The organism is Paenibacillus tundrae, from assembly GCF_030812775.1.
Classification (GTDB): domain Bacteria; phylum Bacillota; class Bacilli; order Paenibacillales; family Paenibacillaceae; genus Paenibacillus; species Paenibacillus tundrae_A.
In genome coordinates this window covers 1-19978 of the sequence record NZ_JAUSTI010000005.1, presented here as the reverse complement: position 1 = coordinate 19978, position 19978 = coordinate 1, and the positions used below count along the sequence as shown (strand labels likewise).

The following is a 19978-nucleotide window of genomic DNA, read 5'->3' as shown; positions in this document are numbered from 1 at the left end:
AAAGATCAATAAAACACTGAGAGAAAAATGATAATTCTATTTCTATTAAACTAAAGAATATCCACATTGGTCACTGCGATGACAGAACAACCTTCCGATCACTGTTATCCCCAGATTCCTTTTAATTCCCTTTTCCAAAGGGGAAATACGGGGATAAAGGCGAACGCTCCGCTTCTTCAGGTTATTTGTGTCCTCTCCGTTTTCATGTAAATGTTTAGTTCTATTTCTATTGTCGATCTCCACGCTTCTCGCTTAGGTAAATATCGAGTGCCTTGATTCCCCGATGTCCAAGTCTAATAAATACAATAAGAGCATAAAGCACAAGCCCAGCAACCGCAAAATAATATAACATGACCAAAGATGTAATGAAGTCAAAACTCATCATAGTACCTCCTGCTAAAATATAAATTAAATCGTAATGTTATATATTAGCACATTTTTCCTAATCAGGCATTTTGATATATCCTGTATTCTGTAATACATATGCCGTAATCGGATTGATCTCTGGAATCGGTTGGGATAGATCAAAGTAACGCAGCTCCAATCCTTCATCGTCCATAATCTGAGGTTCCCCTTCTACGTCCAATGCTTCATATACAGCCATTACATTATAGATCTCGTCCCCGTGCGGATAGCGATAATACATGTCTTGTCCCGAAAACACCGTAATGAGTCGATACGCCCCCGCTCTCAAACCTGCTTCCTCATACAATTCACGTGCCGCTGTTTCCTCCAAGGATTCACCCAGCTCCATTGAACCTCCAATCGTTCCCCAATCCAGACTGTCGGTGCGTTTCTGCAAGAGCATATGTCCTTGTTCGTTAAACACCAGTACACAGGAGCCTGTCAAAATTAGTGGTCGTGAGCCCAAAATTGTCCTTAGTTCCGTGATATATCCCATAGGCTACCTCCTTCTTCTATACCAAAACTACATTTATTCTGAAGTAACCTGGGGCGCTGACTTCGCTAAAATCCCTTGATCGACAGAATCCTGAACAATCTCTTGTACGTATTCCCACAGCGTCTCGGAACCTCTCTCGACTTCACGGTTTCGATTCAATACCTGTTCGCTGGTGATGTTGTTCTTCATCCAGGTATCTCCTTCATTCTGATGATTATGTATAACTGGTTGCATACGATCCAGTGATGAAGCAAAGGCAGCTTCTGGCGTTTCTTTTGCTTCAAACTCTAACCATAGATTCATTAATTCTTCTGCTTGAGCCTGTGGCAGCAGTCCAAATAATCGGTTGGCGGCCTGCATTTCCCGCTCATATTTATCCGCATAGCCCACCGTATCATAAGCAAATGTATCTCCCGCATCGATCTCTACCAGATCGTGGACCAGTAACATCTTCATCACTTTAAGCAGATCCACATCCTGATTCGCGTGACCTTGCAAGATCAAGGCCATCATTGCGAGATGCCAGGAATGCTCTGCATCATTTTCACGTCGATCACCATGAATAATTCGGGTCTGCCGCTCAATCGTCTTCAATTTATCAATCTCAATTAGAAACTGCATTTGCTGTTGCAACAATTCATTCATGTCCAATCTCCCTCACATAACAAAATAACGATACGCCCAATTATGACGATAATGGATACCAATACACGCTGTAATCAAAATCGAAAACCATTCCTACACGTTCAGCCAATCGGACAGAACCTGTATTATCCGGACTACAATCCCAATACGGCTGAAGACCCTCCCGCCTGCACGCTTCTACAAAAGCTTTTGCTACAATAGCAGCATAGCCCCTATTCCTATATACCTCTACAGTTTCAATATCTATAGCATGAGTCTGTCATGTTACGCAGAACTCCTTCCCAGCGCTCATCCTGTACGCCAATTTCCACGGAATCGAGTGTTAACTCTGCTATTCGGGTTCAATATGTGTTGTCATAAATGCAGGCAATTCCTTCATAAAAGGTTCGCTCTGCGGATCCCCGATTAACTGAAAGCCACTTTGCCCCTGAATCCAAACGAGAGCAGCCGTGATATTCGAAATATCATCAACATAAATTCGTCCCGGATTATAGCCGGACACTACAGCCCGTACCTCAAGTGTGCTACAAGTGTTGATAATATGCTGCACCTTATCGAAATCCTGCCGTTGAAGTTCCGTAATCATCTCTATATCTCCAACCCTTCCTTCACGATGTTGAGCAAATAGGTTTGGTGATCCGAATGGCATGCAATGAGGTAAGGCTCAGGATGGCTTTTCTCAAAAGGTTTACCTTCAAAGTCCATAACGACCGCCCCTGCTTCTTGAGCCACAACCAATCATTGCTTGACCATTATGACCTCGCTCTTCACTGTGAATTGCATGACTCGGAAAAGACTGGGTGATCTCTTCCCATATAATCGGTTCACTTTCATAGTCTACTGCCGTAACGACACCACCGTGACTTCCCTTTTCGACGACACAGGTTAATTGGTCAAACGAATCTCTAACAACTTGCCCTGCCGTCCGAATCACTTTCTCTGCCAACGTTTGAGCTACATATAGGGTCTGTTCGATGGTCTCACTCCGTTCCACAGTCGGAATTTAAGTGTACTTACAAAAAATAACTCACTCAAATAAAACTAGAAGGACGATCGAATAATTCCTTATACTCTATATTCATAGATCCGTGTCTCTTCATCATCTAGCAAATAACCTTTGCCGATATGAGTCCAGTTATTTTTCTCATAGTAGTCGGTCAGGTCTGTGCAGAGGTACAACTTATCGTACCCCTTAGACTGCACTTCGCGAATCGAATGGTTCTGTAGTTGTGCGCCAAGCTTCTTCCCTCGGTATTCTGGCTCTACATAGAGACAAGCAAACCACGGAAATAGATCCTGCCTGCTGTTCAGATCACTACGTAATAAAGCGTAACCTCCAATGATTCGATCCCCATCCAACATTACATAAAATCGAGGTACATCACTCTCCGTTTCAACCGAACGCTCTATACAATCTCGGTAGAAGTGATAGCTCGTTTCAGTTCCCCACTGTTTCCAGAAATACTGCACTGCATCCTGTACCCGTGCTGGCTTCTGTCTAATGTCAACGATCTCAAACACTCCTAAGCACTCCTCTCTTTTCCTGTTTCGTTGTCTTCATGTTATTAGACTCCTTCTACACCTGTGTCTGCAAAGAATTCACTCTTGAGGATCGAGAAGAAGTACTGATCAACATATTGTTCATTCCAGAATAATTCTTCTCTGAAGATACCTTCCCGCTTCATACCCACCTTCTCCATCAGAAGAGCTGACCGTTTATTTTGTGCATTACACATCCCTACCACTTTGTGAGCCTGTACTTCGGCAAAAGCAAATTGAAGCAACAACCGGGTGGCTTCGCTCGCATACCCTCGGCCAGTATATTCCGGTAACATACCGAACCCTAATTCCCAGCTCTTCCGAAAATCAACATAGCTCCATATCTGCACAAGTCCAATCGGCGTGTTCTCAGCATCGCCCACACGTCTAATGATAAAATCGTAAGCATATCGATCTACATTTGTAGAAAATTGTTCTCGATACTTTTCTCTTACCTTCTCTGCATCTGACTCTATACTCTCTTCGTACACCCAGATGTTCGGATCACACTCCAGCCTACACAGAAAATCAAAATCTTCCTCCGTTGCTTGCATAATGCGCACATGCTTACCTATGTATTCCATAACGCCCTCCATCGCATTCAACTATCTAGCTGATACGCCCTCAGCAAATCCATCCATAAATCCAGAAATAAATGAAGGCCCCACTGTGATCAATAAGAGTGCAAGACTTGCAATACCCCAACCTAGTAAAACTTTGCTTTTTCTTCGTTTCCCAGTAATGAGTAATAGTACAGTTACTACGATGACACTTAGTGCGTAAACGGACATAATCGAACCCCCAAATGATAATCTAATACATATGTACAAGTCACATATCCCTATTTAGCGGAACATGCAACTGAATTGCTAGACTTAATCAATCCCAGCAAACTTCCAACGAGCAGAGTCTCCCTCGTCCTTGAGTTTAGTGAACACATACATGCTCGGTGATTTCTTGCCACCAAATCTAGTTTCTTCGAGAAATACGAGTCCTTCGTATAATGTACGTTGCTCCTTAATAGTAAGATCACTCGTGAACGTAACAGACTCTATCTTATAACTCGGCATGCTAGAAACGCCTGATTGTTCTTGGAACAATTGTAAATACTGCTGTTCGTCCTCTTCCTCTAAATAACGTATCCGGGCGTTGATTAGTTGTATAATTTCGAGTTCATCGCCTGAATAGTTCGCTTCATCCAGATATACAGGTTCTTCTACTACTGGCTCAACAACGACCTCGCTTGATGATTCGTTCTCGGAAGCGATCTGTTCTGTTTCATTATTGGTCGCTCGCGTTGAACTTGATTCTCGCACACGTTCACTTGTAGATTGATCTTGACAGGCAGTTAATACGAGAACAACGAGTACCAGTAAAAGCACACTTACCTTCCGCATCTCTCGATTCCCCCTTTTATAATATGGAAAAGGCAACTTACCCAATGCACTTCCCCCAACTATGGAACACACGTTAAGACGGGATCTAGGAGAAACTCTGCTATTTATCATTGCTACTGCTAAATTTTCTCTATAGTACATCATAACCCATAATGTGGAATTTGCGAATATCTATACGATCCTGCCATATATGCCTTAACAAAAATACGCCACGATGCATGATGTAAAATCATAGCATGGGCGTATGGTAGTCAACTCTCTTTTTCAGTTTCATAACTGGGAAAAACAATAATAAAATTTGTTCACTCGTCATTGATCCATTTTATTACCAGGACAGATTAAGATCGGTTAAATAGCATTTTCAGAATACCGAACGCCTTGATATTTATATCGCTACCTTCAGCATCCGTATAATGCTTTTCATAGAAGGTATAGATTCCAGCATGCTGGATATGATCCCCACGGTATTCAATCTTCTGATCCACACCATTCGTGGACATCACATACTCTCTACCCATCCCAGGAGAACTCGTATAATGAATACCGTGTTCCTCCGCCAACCACTGCTCATAATCTGCTTCATTGGGATTCGTAAACACTAGAATTAAAATGACGAATAGAACAACAAAGATAACGTTTCTACCTTTTTTATTCATGTAACCTCCTGACCTACTTCAGTATTCGATTTAATTCTTCCACTTTTTTCTTGTTATCCATTTTAGCATAAAAATAAAAAGCAAGGATATGCAGCACAATGGATAGTAACCACATTCCAGGGAACCAAGGTGCGATCACATCATACATATCTGACGAATATAACCAAACCATCGCCATTCCACCGAGTATGTTCACCGTAGATGTAATGACAATATTCCACACCGGCTTGAGGGTAAAGTAGTTCCATAGTGCATCATACATCACCCCGAATATTAGCGCTGCAATAACAGCAATCCCAGCAACATTCCATAGATAAGTCAACCGAATGGATTGGTTCGGATCCAAAACAGTTAACAGAAGCGTCACCCATAACGAAGTCAATGTGAATACTTGAAAGAACGATTGGCGTAGTTGTTTTATCATACGAATTTCCCCCTGAATTGTTTGATGTAATACCGACTGACATAATAGCTGGAGCCGTCCACAAGCTCGACTTGGATTCTGGCCTGCTCGGTTGCTGCGAATGTTTGAATACAAGCTGTGTTAATAATCGTTTGATTATTAATTCTCACAAAATGCTGATCACTAAGATCCTCTTCCACATATTTCAGACGTTTAGGTAGCAAGTAGCGCTCTCCTGTGATCAGACGTACACTGCACAACCGATCTTCTGATTGGATGACGGCGATCGAACTGAGTGAAATCTGCACATTGCGGTTGTTTTTAGCGTTGATGACCACCATCTTGGTATCCATTTGTTGAATCGCTTCTCGGATCGAATCCCAGTGTTGTTGTTCCTCTGGATGTGTGACAATCTTAGCTGTACTTCGCTCAAGCAATGAACTGATCTCAAATATAAGCTTCACGTGAATGTCCCTCCTCTTACGACTTATCATATATGTCGAACTAAGCTATAACTACGATTCCGCGTTTTGTTGCAAGAACTTGTAGGTTTGTTGCACTTTGCTTCCTCTCTATACCAAAAAAGGCCACTCTACAGAGCAGCCTCTTAATCCTCATTCTCATCAAAAACATAATGACGATCCATAAAGTTCATGTTCTTAGCTATCTCATCAACTTTACTAGAAGACACGCCATCCTTAACTAACGTACCAGAAGTATCGTATACGCGGACGTTAGTCCACATCAACTCCAGTGCTTTGGCACTCCGATCTGCACTGGCTCGATCCTCATATGACCAACGAACGCGATGCCTGATGTGCTCGGGAATCCACTGGGATCTAAACTTCATGAGTTTCTTGTATGAAATATACTTCTCAATGCGCTTGCCACCTTTGGCCATTCCATAGACCTTAGGACTCTCAGCCATCCCATGACAATATAAAATAAACACCTTGGCGCCTGTTCGAAGCTGGTTGTCTATAATCACGTTAGCAATGACAGCGTACATGATGTCCCCCTCATGTCATCTTCATTAGTATTCTAAAATCCAACGTTTACCTCGTTAGTTCTGAACATATCTCTCTATTTGTGTAAATCCACTTAGAGGAAAATCTCCACTCCACCGCTTTTTATACTCATCAATACCTAAATCTTTCATTTTCTTTAGTTCTCTATACATCAATTTATATAACCGTACCATCGGGACTTCTTCTGACATTAAACGATGTCCCTCATGAATTGCTCCTGAGCTAAAGTTATCACTCATCTCATACACTTCGAATTGAACGTATCTTAGTGAGTGCTTCTTAATCCAGAATCGATATTCCCCTGGCTCTGTCTGTATCGTAATTTCGACATCGTCTGCTCCTTTTCTCAGGGCAATAAGTTTATCTACTAGATCACGAATGGCATCCGTAAGAAATGAAGCCGGGATTTCAATACGTTCACCAGAAGTCGGTGTGATGAAGATATCCAGCCAACCATGGGGTTCTAGATTCATCACGATATCCATCTTCCTCACTCCTATCCCATTTTATAATGAAAAATAAACTGGAGAACTTGCCCTTTCATCATTCGTCTGCCTGTATCCACGAACCCTGCTTTGAGATATAACTTCTGGGCAGCAATGTTATCCTCATTGACGGCCAGTATGATCTCATTCATATCTGGAACAAGCTGTTGCACAAATGACGGCAATACTTGCATAGCTTCTAGGCCATACCCTTTCCCCTGATATTCGGTTGAGATCGATAACGCCCGGATCAGAAGATTTGTCTCACGATTAACGTGTTCATCTGCATATTCAGAGTATCGGTGCAAGATAAAAAAGCCAACTACCGTATCTTCATGCAAAATAACGATGGGGTACTTATTTTCATTCTGAATCGCTTCCTCGATTACTTCCGCAGGCATTGCGGTAAATCGGAACTGTTCACCTGTGAGAGAAAAATTCGCTAATGCATCATCGTACTGCTGATCGTACCGTGTGAGACGGATTGAATTCTTCATATTCTTAATCAGCGCTCCTTTATCTGACTTCTATGCGTTTAGTGAATTAGCTGATAGATGAATGTGCCTATGTTTTTGCCTAGGGTATAGATTAGATTAATTGCGATAGCAGATAATATAACTGCCGATACCCTTGGATACTTGCGCATTAGATCAGTAATTTCCATTATGTATTTCGTCATGTTATTATTTGTCCTCTCATTTCATAATTCCCCATGGCTGATATAGCTCCCTAATCTCCTTGGCTGTATGTGTGATAAACTCGTTCACCGAACGTAACGATATAATACTTGGATCTTCTGATGGTTCCTGCTCAGGAGCTTGGAGAAATTGCAGTTTCTCCTCCCGGTATTGATAGACTTCGTGCTCTCGTAGACCACTTAAGTCGAAGGCTTGACCTACTTTCAGCTTATCTAGCCATTCGTTTGCGCCTTCCTCCTGTAGAATAAGGAATTCCAGCTTCGTGACATCTTGGGTGTAGATCTTTCTCCCGTCTGGAAGAGTCTCATATGGAGGATAGATATTGAATGTCCAGACCAGATCCGTGTAAATATGCGCAATATAACCACACAGGTAATCCATAAATCGTTTATCCCGCATCGCTTGTTGTCTGTTCAGTTCAAAATAATCCTTCAGTTGCTCATCCGTAACAAATACATGTTCTTCAATCATCAAGTGTGTTTTGGCTTTTTTAGAAATTATACCATCTGCACAATGATATACCTTAAGCTATATTTCTCAGTTTCCGTCTCACTATAGGGGATCTCTTCATCTAATAATCCCGTTTCAATAACTCGCATCCCAGCAAAATGCTGAATTAAGTCCTGTTCTGTAAAGAAATGAGCTGCTTTTCCCTCTTTATACTCATATGTATTGTCCTCTAGCATGTTACCACGTCCATTGCGTTGGTCTTGATCAGAGAAGCATGTGAAATACATGATACCTTGATCACGTAATTGTTTCATACTATTGCGGATCAGTCTCATCCGATCTTCCATTAGAAACAGATGTAGCACATTGTAGCAGTAAATTGCATCCCATTGAGTCTCTAAAATGAACGGTTCTAAAACAGAACATTCTATCACTTGGGTCTTCGCATCCCAGCCCTTTGCCATTTCAATTGCTACCTTTGAGAACTCCAGACCCGTAACTGAAAAGCGGGAAGATAAATGTCGGGTATTGCGACCATAGCCTGATCCGGGTACTAACACTGTTTGAACATTATTGCTTGCAAATACGTCCATCGCATGATAAACCGTTCGGCTTGGCTCCTCTCCCCATACCATCTCTTTGCTCTTAAATCTTTTGTCCCAGTAAACTTTCATTATTAATCATTTTCTCCTTTCTTGGAGTTGCAGATCACACAACCCAAACAGGACAGATACACATTATGTTGTGCACACTTCGGATAACCCACAGGGATTGTCGGCTCGTAATCATCTTCTTCATCAAGCGTAGTCCATTCTATATATTGTTGTTCATCGACATGACTCTGGTCGAACGCCTGCATCATCGCGGAGAAATGATTAAGTGTCACATGGCACCAATCTTCACTAGGCTCATAGTCTAACATCTGCCACTGGGTTTTGTTTCTCGCCCCATCAATCATCCTCCACATAAACTGCTTCATAGGTTCAAGATCATGATCTAACCAGGGCATTTCGTCCAGATCAAATCCCACTGTTCCACGTCCAACGATATTCTGATCTCGCTGTGCCAACCAGATGACAAACTCCTTCTCCCGATCTGTCTCCGCGATATAAGAACCACTGAGGACTAGAATCTCGATAAAAACAGAAGTTTCAGTATTGGTCATTCGCAACGATTCAACCAGATGTGCTGCTGATCGGGGCATTGCAATTTCATTCATGCTATCCCGTCCTCCTCAGGTCTATTTCAATGCATGTAGACCCACTACAAATTGCTGAATCTCCATTGCATACTTCTTCTTTTGTTCAAATCTTGGGAAGTGACCACTTTCTTCAATAGTAATGTAAGTTCTTTTCTCCCCGCCTTGAAGAAAACAATTCACTTGATGGTCAGTTGTTACCAGATCACTAGTTCCATGAATAAGCAGCATCGGACAGTCAATTTGAGCTAATTGATGGGTTAACGATTCCAATATGGCACCTTCGGACATCAGTTTACTCTGATGCACACTCGCTCTGCTCCACTCTTCCTCAGACAATGGTGACACACTGACCATCTGATCAAAAAAGTGCTTATCCGGACCATAAACATATAATTCATCTCGGCGATGACCTAACTGCTGTAATATTTCGGTACTCGCACGCCATAACTCATACTTATCCTGCAATGCTATCACTTCTCTGCATCGCTCTGCTTCCACTACTCTATTATCTTGTTCAAACAGACGCGAGCCAGCATTCAATAAAGAACGCGACGAATCTACTAAGTCAAAGGTAGGACACTCTAAAATGATGCTATGTATTCGATTGGGATGTACAAGCTTATACTTCACTGCCAGATAACCGCCAAAAGAGTGACCAATTAGTCCCCACTGCTGCAAGTTATAATGCTCACGCACCGCTTCGCAATCTGCGATAATGTCCATAAGTCCGAACGATTCCTCGTTTGTAATTGCATCAGATCTCAGAACACCGCGTTGATCAATAGCAATAATCCGTATAAATTGAGAGAGCAGCTCTCCCTGAGTTAATAGGAAATCATAACACCCTGCACCAGGCCCTCCATGCAAATATAGAAAAGTAGGCAGATGTTCCTCGCCCATGGCTTCGACATATATCCTTTTCCCTTGATTCATAATATACGTAGTTATCTTAATCACCTGATCACTTTTTTTCTTCATCATAACCCATGTATTGGAAAAAACGAATCACTTACTTGAAATAAACCTACAATTGATTTGTTATTCATAGCTCTTTTCATTTTCAAAAAACTTACTCCTAACACTCTACGATATAAAATGGATAGTTGAGACCACTTAATACGGTCCGTTGCTGGAACTCTTTTAATTCATCTGGAATTGTATCTATATACTGTTCTGCTGCGGTCTCATATTCAAAATACCCGAGATTCAGCTTCGCAGCCCTTACTAGCCACAATAATAAACATGATGCTCCTCCTTGGCTAATCTTATATAAAAAGCGCCTGTTTTATTACATAGCACTTACTCTTGTTGCTACAAAAAAAGAAACCGACCAAGGTCGATTCCTATCAAGTCTACACTTATTTCACCAAATAATCGATCACAGGATAGGACACCACATTCCGATCCCGAAGCGCTGAAGTTATCGCATCTGGATGTGCACTTAGAATTCCATTCTGTAATAGAACCGGCTTGAAACCTCGTTCCTCTGCTCCATGATACGTAAATGTCACGCATTCTTCTACAGCAAATCCACCTATAATGACAAGCTCTACATTCTGGCTGCTGAGCACTTGCTCCAGTTCCGTCTGCCAGAACGCATTCGAATTTTGTTTAGTTATGGTTAGGTCGCCATGCTTCACATCGATTTCTGGAATACAACGGTATTCCTCGGGTTTTGCCTCGTCCATTCCTTCTATATCCTGAATCTGAATCACCACATGATTCTGTGAACGAAGCGCATCAGCAACATGATTGATGTATTCACATGCGTGATCTATCTTTGATTTTTCTACCTGATTCCGTACAATATGCTCTTGCATATCGACAATCAATAAACCTATTTTCACTAAAGCTTCCTCCTTAATGTTCCATATGTACTGATCACTAATCTCTAAATAGCTCCCTCAGTATCCGGTCTCGGTTCTCCAAGAAACTACGGGTAATCTGAACATGCTCGGTATCCTCGTACTCCACTTCCTGAATGGAGCCATGATCGAAGCTTAGTATGCTTGCTCCAGGGTAACCCAGAATAATCGGAGAATGCGTTGCAATGATGAACTGAGAGGTATCCGAAAGGTCATGCAGAATACGCAGTAATGATAGCTGCCTCGCCGGGGATAATGCCGCCTCTGGCTCATCTAACAAATAGATTCCTTTTGAATTGAACCGGTTCATGAATAAGCTCAGAAAGGACTCGCCGTGCGATTGTTTATGTAAGGATTGACCTCCATAGTGTTTAAGAGAACCAACCTCTTCGACATGTGAAGCAAATTGATAGAAAGATTCGGAGCGCATGAAGAAACCATTAGATATTTTGGGCAACCACCCTAGTCGCAAGTAATGACCTAATGAAGATTCGGACGCATGTGTATCATAATAATTGTTGCGCCCGCCTCCAGCCGTATTGAACCCGCATTGATAAGCAATACCTTCTAATAGCGTGGACTTACCAGAGCCATTTTCACCTACGAAAAAAGTAATGTTGCGCTTGAACTCAAGCCGTCCCAAAGAAGCGACAGTTGGAATATCGAACGGATGCTGGTCCTTTTGGCTAACTTGATCGTGCAACAACTCTACACTTTTTAAATACATAGATAAGCTCCTTTATAAGAGGTTTACTTCTGGCTTATTACATCGTAACCCATATTGTAGTCGATAAGAAATGCTTTTGACTAAAAAAAGCAAAAAAGGCTAGCCAGTACGTACTGGCTAACCTGATGTGATTCATCATGAGTTTACGAATAAACAAATCGACGCTGTGCCCAATAACTGAACAGGAAGATTGAAGCCTCTGTCAACAATTTTGCCGCAATGAGCGGAAGAATTAAGGTTTCGTTATAGAAATAAAGCAGACCATAATTCAATAGCAGTACGAGGATAACGAGTGCAAAATATTTGGGAAACGATTGGTGAACCTTGGACGTTTGTCCCCTTGTGAACACATACTTCCGATTAACTGTATAGTTGAAAATTGAACTGCACAATCTCGCGGTAACCACGGCCAGAAATAGATGATGTGTGAAATATTGAATAATGAATAATAGGGCAAAATCGATAAGCGCCGATACAACTGATTAGCTTAAATGAATCTGAATATAAATTTTCAAAAAAAGAAGATCATCTTTTCCCCAGTTTAGGAGTCCAGATAACCTTCTACTTGTATGATGACGAATGCATTTTAATTAATAATTTCTAGCACATCAGTGATGAGTGTTAAGCAATAAGCAACATGCCACTTGCGTCAGCTTCAATTATGCATTTTGTTCATCGGCAAAAAGCGCATCGTATGCCGGACAAGGTAATTTTTCTAGAAAATCCGATAACGCACGGGGTTGGTTCGCATAAATATCTTTCAAGGATGTGCCTTGATAAATATTACCGATGACCACCGGATGGCATAATTCACAGATGAGGATATCCCCGTTTCCATGTAAATGCAGCTGCTTGGTTCCGTCCACACAATTCGAGAAATAGACGCCCGGTTCCTCACGGAAACCTAATTGATCGGCAAAGCGATCCATGCACGTAAAATACAGCGTCGTATCCGGCTTCTTATGTGTAATGAGTTCCGTAACCGAACGAACAAGGGATTCCTTTGGTGTAATCTGACTCCAATTGCTATGTGGCATCACAATGCTGTTCTGAATCTCGTGAATGCGAACCCCCATGTCGTAGACCTTCTCACTAATGGCTCGCATATTCGTTTGCGTGCCTTCAAATAGCAGAGTTTCCAGCACCGTCTCTAATCCTGCTTCGGTACAGAGCCGAATGTTCTGCTCCAGACGTTCATACATGCGTGGATGTACTCGGTAATAAGCAGCATACGCGTCTGGTTCCGTGTAGTTAAACGAAATATGAATATTGGATAATCCTGCATCACGTAAAGTATGTATTCGTTCTTCTGTCAGCAGGGTTGCATTTGTATTCAACTGTGTGTCAATGCCATGGGCTGCACAGTACGTCACAATATCCAGACAATCCTGATATTTGAGGGTCACCTCTCCCCCAGACAAACGCACTCGTTTGAGCCGTGGAAGTTCACTGATAATTCGGATAACCTCCTGAGCACTGATACATTCTCCATCGTCTCGATTATATGCACAGCAATAGTCGCATTTGTAATTACAATTGGATGTCACACCCACTTCCAATCCTTCTAGTTCATATACGCCGGGCGTTTCAAGTTCGAGTGATTTATACCTATTTTTAGCTGCCAATTCGGTGTACCTCCTGATTGCGTTAGTCCATGTTTTTCAACTTGGAGATTATAACGGATTACAGGTGATGTCCGATATGACATTATGTACGTTCATGATGTTTAGGTTTATCTGATTATTATATCTCCCGCTTACCGGATAAACGTGTTACGAACTCGTTCTGACTTAATAAAATAAGGAATCCATATTGCGCAGGTGATAACCAACCTTACAATTCCGGTCAAACCACTTCCATCTTCAAGCTCTCTCGCAATAGGAATCTGAAGCAATAACAGATAATCGATGATGCTCACAGCTAGACTAATACTATAAAATATGATCATCAGACGAGGAAATACAGATTTCTTTCGATAAAACATTACAAGCGTAACTATGCTAAATATGAAGAACAACACATTATAGGTCACTTCAAAAATAATGATTGCCCCCCACCAAGGGTGGTAAAAACTTGATTGATCCGACGTTAAGATCTGCCATGTCACTGGATTCAAAGCTGTTAAGGAGTACTGAAATAATTGGATCAGAACCATAATCATTGTAAGATAAAGTCCAATCTGTACAAGAACTAGCCACCCACCAAGCCCAGATATACCTAGTGGGCGATAATCTACTTTTTGCTCTTTCGTCTGTGGTTGCATTACACTAACACTTCCTATTCGTATGTAGTAATTTTCAATCACCTGAGGCACCATCAATCATAAATTGCTTTATAGCTTTCTGCTTCTTAGGGTTAAGACTCTCGTACTCTGCCCATATTAAATAAAATATCCCCGCCACTAATGCTATAATGCTTAAATTCCGGGGAGCTGTCCCGACATAATCCAACATAGAATGAAACAGATCGGAGTCCCACGATGAAACATTGGATGCAAAAATAGCAGCACTCAAATAGCGAATACCATATAAAAATGCCGCTATCACTAATAATAAAGTTCCTGTTGTTCTTCGACTCAAGTTAGTCACCCCTTAGCGATCTGTAATCTTCGATGGTAATAGCGTACATGTTCAAGTCGTGGAGTTCTTGCTTCACCTTGGCATAATTCCGCAGAACACCTTCAAACTTCATGCCCGTTTTCTCCATAACCTTCGCGGAACCTGTATTGTTGACCATACACATGGCCTGAATTCGAACAAGTCCAACTTCTTTGAAGCCAAATTCAATGATTTGATTCACAACCTCGGTCATAATACCTTTATTCCAATACTCATGTGAGAGAGCATACCCAATTTCAGCTTTCATCGTATGGCTATCGCAATTCAGATAATTGCAGCTACCAATCAGCTTTTCCGTTGGCTTAAACTCGATTCCCCAAGGTCCCAACTGATCAGCTTCATACCGACTTAAGACAAAATCAATAAAGGCCTTTGTATCCTCCTTGCTCTCATGCTTATCCCAAGTGGTATAGCGCGAGACATCCGGGTGCGAACAGTAGCCGTACATATCATCCAGATCTGAATACGTAATGGGTCGTAAACGTGTGCGTTCTGTTTCTAGGATAGGAAATGGGTCAAAGTAACCCGCAATCGTTTTCATCGGTATCGCCCCTTTATTAATTAGATGGTGCTGAGACTACTCTTTGAACCGTAGCCCCTCTTCCTCCAAGGAGTTGCGAAGTTTCGGCATTGAGGAAGGGCCGATACCATGCAGCTTCAAGATATCCTGCTCACGATAATTAGAAAGCTTCTCTAACGTTGTGATCCCTTCATGCTCCAATGCCCTCCGAGCCGGTACACTAAGAAGACTTAAAAATCCCGTTAGGGGTTTTCGTTTCTTCTCGCATTCTGGACATGTAGGACAGTCGCTGCTTTTATAATATTGGTGACCTTGTTCACATGTTCGTAATGTCTTATTGGTTTCTGCCAACATGACTCACCCTTTCATTGGACTCTACTATCTGATTAAGGTCGAGGCGATAAAATGGTATCCTTTCTATCTACTGTAGAAGTGAAGAACTGTTGCTGGATGTTTTCTCGCCATGCGGTTTTTATACGATCTCTTCCTATAAGGTCAAGCCGCGCTTGTACTCGGTTAACATGCGCTTTATCTGCCTTAATCTGCTCCTCAATCTGTTCATATTGCTCCATTGAATCGTACTCCCACATCGCAAAGATCTCACTAATCTCATCATCGATAGGCATATGCCATCTTCCAATTAATCTTGCACCATATTTCAATTGCGATGGAAGCAGAATTTCATTAAACAAAGCATTAAATTCCTCGACAAATGAAGAATATATGATATACGTCTTCCTACGATAGATCATATTTCATCCCTCCTAATTTTAAAGGAAATTCAACTCTTAGATGGCGAAGCTACTCAATCATTCATCCATAGCTCTCATTCGGATTGATTCCTGCCTTCTGATTCGTATAATGATATCTAAGGGAGATGATTCCAAATTAACAAGCAAAATATCAGCACAACCATTTCAGGAGATTTAATCGTTACCCACCTAACTGGTAAGATTACAACAAATGATGTTAACGAATGGTTTGTAGGCTTTGAGCAAGCTTGTCAGCAATTTATTTCCGAAGGTCGGACATTTAAATTGTTGGTCGATCGAAAAGGATACATTCCAGATCATTTTTCTGTGCAAAAGGCTTGGAAAGATAAGTTCTTCAACAAGCAACTTCTGCAGCACACTCAGGCTATAGCGTTTCTTCTTGAAGAAGGCCAGATCATGAACTATTTAGAACAATCGAATCAAACCGAATCCGTTAAATTCTTTGCTGATCATGAACAAGCTTTGCAATGGTTGATGGAATACTCCATATAAATTTAGGAAGAACCAGTTGCTAACTATCAACTGGTTTTTATATATGCCCTAAATGTTAAAGTCCTTCTCTCAGAAACTCGTATGTGCAATAGAAATCATCATTTTAGAGTTACTTCTTACTGCTTGTTACCTACCGCAATCCATCTTCGATCAATATCCTCAAACACAAATTCCTTATTGTTATAATCCGTGGTAGATAGCGGACGTACAATATTTACACCTAACTCTCTTAACGTGTTCTCCATCTGCTCTTGGGCATCTGTGATGAAATAGGCATCGTACCCATAACCGTGCACTTCTCGATTAGGCACAATTGCTTCTTGGTTCGATTGAGTTAATACGATCTCAATCTGATCCATATATAGACACACATGAGGTTCACTTGAATCTAGATAACGTACAACCCGGAAGCCAATACGTTCGTAAAATCCAGCTGTAGCAGCCATATTTACACTCGGAAACATCTGTAAACAATGTGTAAAGCCCTGTTTCACCATGAATTCATCTCCCTCTTCAGACATGTTCAAGCATTAAGCCAGCCTTCAATCTCAGTACTCCTATTTTCGTACCTTTGCAGATTTTCTAACGTTCCCATGACTTGAGATGTTCCCAGCTGTTGTTCTGCTTGATCTGTGCATTCAATCTTTAAGGATCGCTTCAAGCTATATTCCAGCCATGCTAACTTGCCTCCGTAACCATGATTCAACACCATGCCCCAATCGGCTTTTGGTTCACCTGCTTGCTTCCGATATGCAAGGACAAATGCCATAAATTTATCTTGACTAACACTCCCCGTATCAAGCACAGACCAATAGATTGCAGTTTCAACAAGATCATGCAGCGGATTAATCCGTCCTGCAGATTCCCAATCAATAATAATGGGCTTATTATGTTGCCACATGACATTTTTGGGCTCTAGATCCCGATGGCTGATCACCTGATCCGTGCTCAATATTGTTGAAGCAGTGTTCGCCTTTGCAGTCCACTCATCGAGCTTATGCAATTGATTTTCCAATAGCGGAGCCCATTCTATATTTTCGTGCAGACCTCGTTTCACGTACCCGTTCCAGTCGATCTCTAGTGGTTTGGCTGGCTGAAGACTTGTATCAAGAACCAAAGAACAATCCGTTCTATGAATCTGTCCGAGAATTGTACCTATCTGTTCACAATGAAGTGGAGTAATGTCCATAGGCTGAAAAGTCTGCCCATCAATCCATTGAAATACGAGATAGTATTGATCCTCAATATGGTGCACAGCATGACCATGGATGGTTATGGCAGGTTGTGCAGCAATAGATTCGACTAGCTTATTCGCAATTCGCTCCGACTGTCTATAATTCGTAACCGCTTCAGGTCTGAGCATAATTTGAGGATTGAGTGCTTTCACCGCATATTTATTTAGGCTAGTTACTATGGCAAACGTTCTATGTAACAACCCTCCTGAGATGGCTGTAGGTGTTCCTACTAAGTCGCCAAGCTCCAGCTCACTGCACAATTTCTCAAAGTTTAGCTTATACGAAACCTCATTCATAAGTTAACTAACCTCTCTATTGTTAACGTTAACAGAAAGACAGACAGCACCCTGACTATGCCAAGTCTTAAAGCCAACGCTTAATCTATCGGCCCCTCGATCGCCTTTCCTAATTTCAACTGAAATTGTACAGAATCAGGTGATAGATTGTTCACGTATATTCGGTACATCCCACTTTCGGGTACTTTGATCGTTACGCTGCCTGTTCCGGATTTTACAATTTCACTATAGATTCGCTCATTCGCAATCGACATTAGTCCAATTTCAAGTTCGTTTACTTTTTCACTCGTTACAACCATTTTGAATGATTCATCTTGCTTGAATGGAAGTTGCCCAAAGTTATTGCTTCTTGAAGCACTCATGTAAATGTCCAGATTCTTGCTATCTTTTGTTTCAATCATTCCGATCATGTTGACTTCTTCTTCCGCTTCTAACGGAGTCTCATCTTCAGACGGCAGGGTATGATTCACAGCTATAGAATCAGCTGTTATTGGATTCCCCCCGTTATGCTCCATGACATCACTGTTCATAACATAGATGATGATACCAACTGCTACAGCACATAATATTACACTACTGCTCCACACCCACATCTTCTTTTGTCGATCTTGCATACATATCCTCCACCTAACTAACCGATCTCTTCCTTTAAGAATTAGTATCCCGTTCTATATGTACGAACACCCATTTTTTCATGTATTTCCCTTATGTTTCACTCAATCATACCACAAGCTTTACTAACTTCACTCAATTACTTTCCATTTTATAACTCATAATTCTGATGAAACGGGTTGACACTGATATGAGGTGCTTTTATAATAAAAAATAAAACATATGAGTGATTGCTCATATGTTCATAATTAAATCATATTAATTGTTTTAAAGTTTCATCAACTGCTTCTTAATGAGACATTTTTTTGCTAAAGGAGAGAATTCCGTATGTCTGGACATCATCACAACCACGACCATGGTCATCATCACGCACACACCAACAACAAGAAAGTACTGCTCATTTCCTTTATCATCATTACCCTGTATATGTTCGTTGAAGCCGTTGGTGGGTTTATAACGAACAGCCTGGCATTAATATCAGATGCAGGTCACATGCTCTCAGACTCCATTGCTTTGGGAATTGCTTTGTTAGCATTCACATTTGGTGAGAAAGCTGTGAACACAGGTAAAACCTACGGTTATCGGCGTTTTGAGATTCTAGCCGCTACACTGAATGGGATTACCCTTATTGGTATTTCCCTATATATCTTTTACGAAGCCATTGGTCGCTTCATTAACCCACCCGAAGTAGCAACCGTAGGCATGCTGATCATCAGTACGATTGGATTGCTCATCAATATACTGGTTGCCTGGATTATGATGCGTGGCAGTGACACAGAGAAAAATCTGAATATGCGCGGCGCATACTTACATGTCATCAGTGATATGCTCGGCTCTGTTGGGGCTATTGCTGCAGCTCTGCTCATGATGTTCTTCGGCTGGGGTTGGGCAGATCCATTAGCAAGTGTAATTGTCGCTGTATTAGTGTTACGCAGTGGTTTCTTCGTTACCAAATCGTCCTTACATATCCTCATGGAAGGTACACCTAAGAATGTAGATCTGAATGATCTTGTACAAACGATCCAAAACGTAGACGGCGTGCAAGGTGTACATGATGTGCATGTATGGTCGATTACCAGCAACCTGAACGCACTAACCGCTCATATCGTAGTAGATGGCAAGATGGATGTATATGCTTCCGAGGTGTTAGTCCAGAAGATTGAGCATCTGCTGGAGCATAAAGAAATTAAACATGTGACTTTACAGGTGGAGTCTGAGAAACACATGCATGATCGTTCGGTATTATGCACCGTCAAAGGCGACGCACCAGATGCGCACGCGCACCATCATCATTAAAATGGACACTTCAGTGTCCATTCCAAAAAAAGGGCTATTCCCCAAGTAAACTGTACCCTATAGAGTAGACACTTTAAAAAAGTCTCTCTATGGGGTATTTTTTATGTATGCCACCAAAGAGACCGGAATGGAGATACAACA

At 41.6% G+C, this 19978-nt stretch carries 32 protein-coding genes and 2 pseudogenes; 2 read left to right on the top strand and 32 right to left on the bottom strand.

Annotation, left to right across the window (positions count from 1 at the left end):
* Window positions 1-226 precede the first annotated feature (226 nt).
* From J2T19_RS10405 to J2T19_RS10265, 29 genes and pseudogenes are all read right to left on the bottom strand, one after another.
* Complete coding sequence (locus J2T19_RS10405) at window positions 227-382, bottom strand: hypothetical protein (protein WP_235540671.1); 156 nt, start codon at window positions 380-382, stop codon at window positions 227-229.
* 60 nt (window positions 383-442) lie between these two features.
* Window positions 443-901: an NUDIX hydrolase gene (locus J2T19_RS10400; RefSeq protein WP_307215405.1), complete on the bottom strand. Its 459-nt coding sequence runs from the start codon at window positions 899-901 to the stop codon at window positions 443-445.
* 33 nt (window positions 902-934) lie between these two features.
* Window positions 935-1546: an HD domain-containing protein gene (locus J2T19_RS10395; protein WP_307215403.1), complete on the bottom strand. Its 612-nt coding sequence runs from the start codon at window positions 1544-1546 to the stop codon at window positions 935-937.
* Between the two features lie 40 nt (window positions 1547-1586).
* Window positions 1587-1793: a GNAT family N-acetyltransferase gene (locus J2T19_RS10390; RefSeq protein ID WP_307215938.1), complete on the bottom strand. Its 207-nt coding sequence runs from the start codon at window positions 1791-1793 to the stop codon at window positions 1587-1589.
* 84 nt (window positions 1794-1877) lie between these two features.
* Window positions 1878-2132, bottom strand: a complete 255-nt coding sequence (locus J2T19_RS10385) for a hypothetical protein (protein ID WP_307215401.1) — start codon at window positions 2130-2132, stop codon at window positions 1878-1880.
* A 108-nt stretch (window positions 2133-2240) separates the two neighbouring features.
* The gene (locus J2T19_RS10380) at window positions 2241-2540 is read right to left on the bottom strand and encodes an inositol monophosphatase family protein (RefSeq protein WP_307215399.1); all 300 of its coding nucleotides are present in this window, start codon (window positions 2538-2540) and stop codon (window positions 2241-2243) included.
* 71 nt (window positions 2541-2611) lie between these two features.
* Window positions 2612-3085, bottom strand: a pseudogene (locus J2T19_RS10375) (GNAT family N-acetyltransferase); the annotation flags it as partial.
* 26 nt (window positions 3086-3111) lie between these two features.
* Window positions 3112-3681, bottom strand: coding sequence for a GNAT family N-acetyltransferase (locus J2T19_RS10370; RefSeq protein WP_307215936.1), 570 nt, complete (start codon window positions 3679-3681; stop codon window positions 3112-3114).
* 9 nt (window positions 3682-3690) lie between these two features.
* Complete coding sequence (locus tag J2T19_RS10365) at window positions 3691-3876, bottom strand: hypothetical protein (protein WP_307215397.1); 186 nt, start codon at window positions 3874-3876, stop codon at window positions 3691-3693.
* 84 nt (window positions 3877-3960) lie between these two features.
* Window positions 3961-4482 (bottom strand): hypothetical protein, encoded by a 522-nt coding sequence (locus tag J2T19_RS10360; protein WP_307215396.1) that lies wholly within the window; start codon window positions 4480-4482, stop codon window positions 3961-3963.
* Window positions 4483-4820: 338 nt separating this feature from the next.
* Window positions 4821-5138: a hypothetical protein gene (locus J2T19_RS10355; protein ID WP_307215394.1), complete on the bottom strand. Its 318-nt coding sequence runs from the start codon at window positions 5136-5138 to the stop codon at window positions 4821-4823.
* A gap of 13 nt (window positions 5139-5151) precedes the next feature.
* Window positions 5152-5562: a hypothetical protein gene (locus tag J2T19_RS10350; protein WP_307215392.1), complete on the bottom strand. Its 411-nt coding sequence runs from the start codon at window positions 5560-5562 to the stop codon at window positions 5152-5154.
* The gene (locus J2T19_RS10345) at window positions 5559-6005 is read right to left on the bottom strand and encodes a LytTR family DNA-binding domain-containing protein (protein WP_307215391.1); all 447 of its coding nucleotides are present in this window, start codon (window positions 6003-6005) and stop codon (window positions 5559-5561) included. The genes J2T19_RS10350 and J2T19_RS10345 overlap by 4 nt, the downstream gene beginning before the upstream one ends.
* Before the next feature lie 143 nt (window positions 6006-6148).
* On the bottom strand, window positions 6149-6550 hold the full coding sequence (locus J2T19_RS10340; protein WP_307215389.1) for a hypothetical protein: 402 nt from the start codon (window positions 6548-6550) through the stop codon (window positions 6149-6151).
* Between the two features lie 54 nt (window positions 6551-6604).
* Window positions 6605-7054 (bottom strand): hypothetical protein, encoded by a 450-nt coding sequence (locus J2T19_RS10335; protein WP_307215387.1) that lies wholly within the window; start codon window positions 7052-7054, stop codon window positions 6605-6607.
* Between the two features lie 11 nt (window positions 7055-7065).
* On the bottom strand, window positions 7066-7551 hold the full coding sequence (locus J2T19_RS10330) for a GNAT family N-acetyltransferase (protein ID WP_307215385.1): 486 nt from the start codon (window positions 7549-7551) through the stop codon (window positions 7066-7068).
* A 198-nt stretch (window positions 7552-7749) separates the two neighbouring features.
* Window positions 7750-8223: a hypothetical protein gene (locus J2T19_RS10325; RefSeq protein WP_307215383.1), complete on the bottom strand. Its 474-nt coding sequence runs from the start codon at window positions 8221-8223 to the stop codon at window positions 7750-7752.
* Window positions 8224-8249: 26 nt separating this feature from the next.
* Window positions 8250-8876: a class I SAM-dependent methyltransferase gene (locus J2T19_RS10320; protein ID WP_307215381.1), complete on the bottom strand. Its 627-nt coding sequence runs from the start codon at window positions 8874-8876 to the stop codon at window positions 8250-8252.
* A gap of 2 nt (window positions 8877-8878) precedes the next feature.
* A complete protein-coding gene (locus tag J2T19_RS10315) occupies window positions 8879-9421 on the bottom strand; it encodes a hypothetical protein (RefSeq protein ID WP_307215378.1) in 543 nt (180 codons plus the stop codon).
* Between the two features lie 21 nt (window positions 9422-9442).
* Entirely contained in the window at window positions 9443-10384 is a 942-nt protein-coding gene (locus tag J2T19_RS10310; protein ID WP_307215376.1) for an alpha/beta fold hydrolase, read from the bottom strand.
* Between the two features lie 377 nt (window positions 10385-10761).
* A complete protein-coding gene (locus tag J2T19_RS10305) occupies window positions 10762-11250 on the bottom strand; it encodes a cysteine hydrolase family protein (protein WP_307215374.1) in 489 nt (162 codons plus the stop codon).
* Window positions 11251-11287: 37 nt separating this feature from the next.
* On the bottom strand, window positions 11288-11995 hold the full coding sequence (locus J2T19_RS10300) for an AAA family ATPase (RefSeq protein WP_307215372.1): 708 nt from the start codon (window positions 11993-11995) through the stop codon (window positions 11288-11290).
* Window positions 11996-12138: 143 nt separating this feature from the next.
* Window positions 12139-12462 (bottom strand): annotated as a pseudogene (locus J2T19_RS10295) (GtrA family protein); the annotation flags it as partial.
* Window positions 12463-12654: 192 nt separating this feature from the next.
* Window positions 12655-13620 carry a radical SAM protein gene (locus J2T19_RS10290; protein WP_307215370.1) on the bottom strand — a complete coding sequence of 322 codons (966 nt, stop codon included), beginning with the start codon at window positions 13618-13620 and terminating at the stop codon, window positions 12655-12657.
* A 131-nt stretch (window positions 13621-13751) separates the two neighbouring features.
* Window positions 13752-14258: a DUF2569 domain-containing protein gene (locus J2T19_RS10285; RefSeq protein ID WP_307215368.1), complete on the bottom strand. Its 507-nt coding sequence runs from the start codon at window positions 14256-14258 to the stop codon at window positions 13752-13754.
* Between the two features lie 34 nt (window positions 14259-14292).
* Window positions 14293-14574, bottom strand: coding sequence for a hypothetical protein (locus J2T19_RS10280; protein WP_307215366.1), 282 nt, complete (start codon window positions 14572-14574; stop codon window positions 14293-14295).
* Window position 14575: 1 nt separating this feature from the next.
* The gene (locus J2T19_RS10275; RefSeq protein WP_307215365.1) at window positions 14576-15154 is read right to left on the bottom strand and encodes a GNAT family N-acetyltransferase; all 579 of its coding nucleotides are present in this window, start codon (window positions 15152-15154) and stop codon (window positions 14576-14578) included.
* 36 nt (window positions 15155-15190) lie between these two features.
* The gene (locus J2T19_RS10270; RefSeq protein WP_370874854.1) at window positions 15191-15484 is read right to left on the bottom strand and encodes an RNA polymerase alpha subunit C-terminal domain-containing protein; all 294 of its coding nucleotides are present in this window, start codon (window positions 15482-15484) and stop codon (window positions 15191-15193) included.
* A gap of 35 nt (window positions 15485-15519) precedes the next feature.
* Window positions 15520-15885 carry an NIPSNAP family protein gene (locus J2T19_RS10265; protein ID WP_307215361.1) on the bottom strand — a complete coding sequence of 122 codons (366 nt, stop codon included), beginning with the start codon at window positions 15883-15885 and terminating at the stop codon, window positions 15520-15522.
* A gap of 135 nt (window positions 15886-16020) precedes the next feature.
* Here J2T19_RS10265 and J2T19_RS10260 point away from each other — a divergent pair, with 135 nt between their 5' ends.
* Entirely contained in the window at window positions 16021-16398 is a 378-nt protein-coding gene (locus J2T19_RS10260; RefSeq protein WP_307215934.1) for an STAS/SEC14 domain-containing protein, read from the top strand.
* 116 nt (window positions 16399-16514) lie between these two features.
* On the opposite strand, the gene J2T19_RS10255 is transcribed toward J2T19_RS10260, so the two are convergent.
* From J2T19_RS10255 to J2T19_RS10245, 3 genes are all read right to left on the bottom strand, one after another.
* Window positions 16515-16919 carry a VOC family protein gene (locus J2T19_RS10255; RefSeq protein WP_307215359.1) on the bottom strand — a complete coding sequence of 135 codons (405 nt, stop codon included), beginning with the start codon at window positions 16917-16919 and terminating at the stop codon, window positions 16515-16517.
* A gap of 2 nt (window positions 16920-16921) precedes the next feature.
* Window positions 16922-17929, bottom strand: a complete 1008-nt coding sequence (locus tag J2T19_RS10250; RefSeq protein WP_307215357.1) for a phosphotransferase — start codon at window positions 17927-17929, stop codon at window positions 16922-16924.
* Between the two features lie 80 nt (window positions 17930-18009).
* Window positions 18010-18543, bottom strand: a complete 534-nt coding sequence (locus tag J2T19_RS10245) for a hypothetical protein (protein ID WP_307215355.1) — start codon at window positions 18541-18543, stop codon at window positions 18010-18012.
* A gap of 325 nt (window positions 18544-18868) precedes the next feature.
* Between J2T19_RS10245 and J2T19_RS10240 the strand changes: the two genes are divergently transcribed.
* On the top strand, window positions 18869-19837 hold the full coding sequence (locus J2T19_RS10240) for a cation diffusion facilitator family transporter (RefSeq protein ID WP_307215353.1): 969 nt from the start codon (window positions 18869-18871) through the stop codon (window positions 19835-19837).
* Window positions 19838-19978: the final 141 nt, after the last annotated feature.

Bases quoted from the DNA above. Each gene is read 5' to 3' on its own strand.
- J2T19_RS10285 (WP_307215368.1), bottom strand. From the start codon at position 14,258: ATGCAACCACAGACGAAAGAGCAAAAAGTAGATTATCGCCCACTAGGT.
- J2T19_RS10265 (WP_307215361.1), bottom strand. From the start codon at position 15,885: ATGATCTATCGTAGGAAGACGTATATCATATATTCTTCATTTGTCGAG.
- J2T19_RS10255 (WP_307215359.1), bottom strand. From the start codon at position 16,919: ATGTCTGAAGAGGGAGATGAATTCATGGTGAAACAGGGCTTTACACAT.
- J2T19_RS10330 (WP_307215385.1), bottom strand. From the start codon at position 7,551: ATGAAGAATTCAATCCGTCTCACACGGTACGATCAGCAGTACGATGAT.
- J2T19_RS10320 (WP_307215381.1), bottom strand. From the start codon at position 8,876: ATGAAAGTTTACTGGGACAAAAGATTTAAGAGCAAAGAGATGGTATGG.
- J2T19_RS10275 (WP_307215365.1), bottom strand. From the start codon at position 15,154: ATGAAAACGATTGCGGGTTACTTTGACCCATTTCCTATCCTAGAAACA.
- J2T19_RS10250 (WP_307215357.1), bottom strand. From the start codon at position 17,929: ATGAATGAGGTTTCGTATAAGCTAAACTTTGAGAAATTGTGCAGTGAG.
- J2T19_RS10405 (WP_235540671.1), bottom strand. From the start codon at position 382: ATGAGTTTTGACTTCATTACATCTTTGGTCATGTTATATTATTTTGCG.
- J2T19_RS10370 (WP_307215936.1), bottom strand. From the start codon at position 3,681: ATGGAGGGCGTTATGGAATACATAGGTAAGCATGTGCGCATTATGCAA.
- J2T19_RS10315 (WP_307215378.1), bottom strand. From the start codon at position 9,421: ATGAATGAAATTGCAATGCCCCGATCAGCAGCACATCTGGTTGAATCG.
- J2T19_RS10355 (WP_307215394.1), bottom strand. From the start codon at position 5,138: ATGAATAAAAAAGGTAGAAACGTTATCTTTGTTGTTCTATTCGTCATT.
- J2T19_RS10350 (WP_307215392.1), bottom strand. From the start codon at position 5,562: ATGATAAAACAACTACGCCAATCGTTCTTTCAAGTATTCACATTGACT.
- J2T19_RS10360 (WP_307215396.1), bottom strand. From the start codon at position 4,482: ATGCGGAAGGTAAGTGTGCTTTTACTGGTACTCGTTGTTCTCGTATTA.
- J2T19_RS10385 (WP_307215401.1), bottom strand. From the start codon at position 2,132: ATGATTACGGAACTTCAACGGCAGGATTTCGATAAGGTGCAGCATATT.
- J2T19_RS10400 (WP_307215405.1), bottom strand. From the start codon at position 901: ATGGGATATATCACGGAACTAAGGACAATTTTGGGCTCACGACCACTA.
- J2T19_RS10325 (WP_307215383.1), bottom strand. From the start codon at position 8,223: ATGATTGAAGAACATGTATTTGTTACGGATGAGCAACTGAAGGATTAT.
- J2T19_RS10340 (WP_307215389.1), bottom strand. From the start codon at position 6,550: ATGTACGCTGTCATTGCTAACGTGATTATAGACAACCAGCTTCGAACA.
- J2T19_RS10240 (WP_307215353.1), top strand. From the start codon at position 18,869: ATGTCTGGACATCATCACAACCACGACCATGGTCATCATCACGCACAC.
- J2T19_RS10395 (WP_307215403.1), bottom strand. From the start codon at position 1,546: ATGAATGAATTGTTGCAACAGCAAATGCAGTTTCTAATTGAGATTGAT.
- J2T19_RS10335 (WP_307215387.1), bottom strand. From the start codon at position 7,054: ATGGATATCGTGATGAATCTAGAACCCCATGGTTGGCTGGATATCTTC.
- J2T19_RS10365 (WP_307215397.1), bottom strand. From the start codon at position 3,876: ATGTCCGTTTACGCACTAAGTGTCATCGTAGTAACTGTACTATTACTC.
- J2T19_RS10245 (WP_307215355.1), bottom strand. From the start codon at position 18,543: ATGCAAGATCGACAAAAGAAGATGTGGGTGTGGAGCAGTAGTGTAATA.
- J2T19_RS10300 (WP_307215372.1), bottom strand. From the start codon at position 11,995: ATGTATTTAAAAAGTGTAGAGTTGTTGCACGATCAAGTTAGCCAAAAG.
- J2T19_RS10310 (WP_307215376.1), bottom strand. From the start codon at position 10,384: ATGATGAAGAAAAAAAGTGATCAGGTGATTAAGATAACTACGTATATT.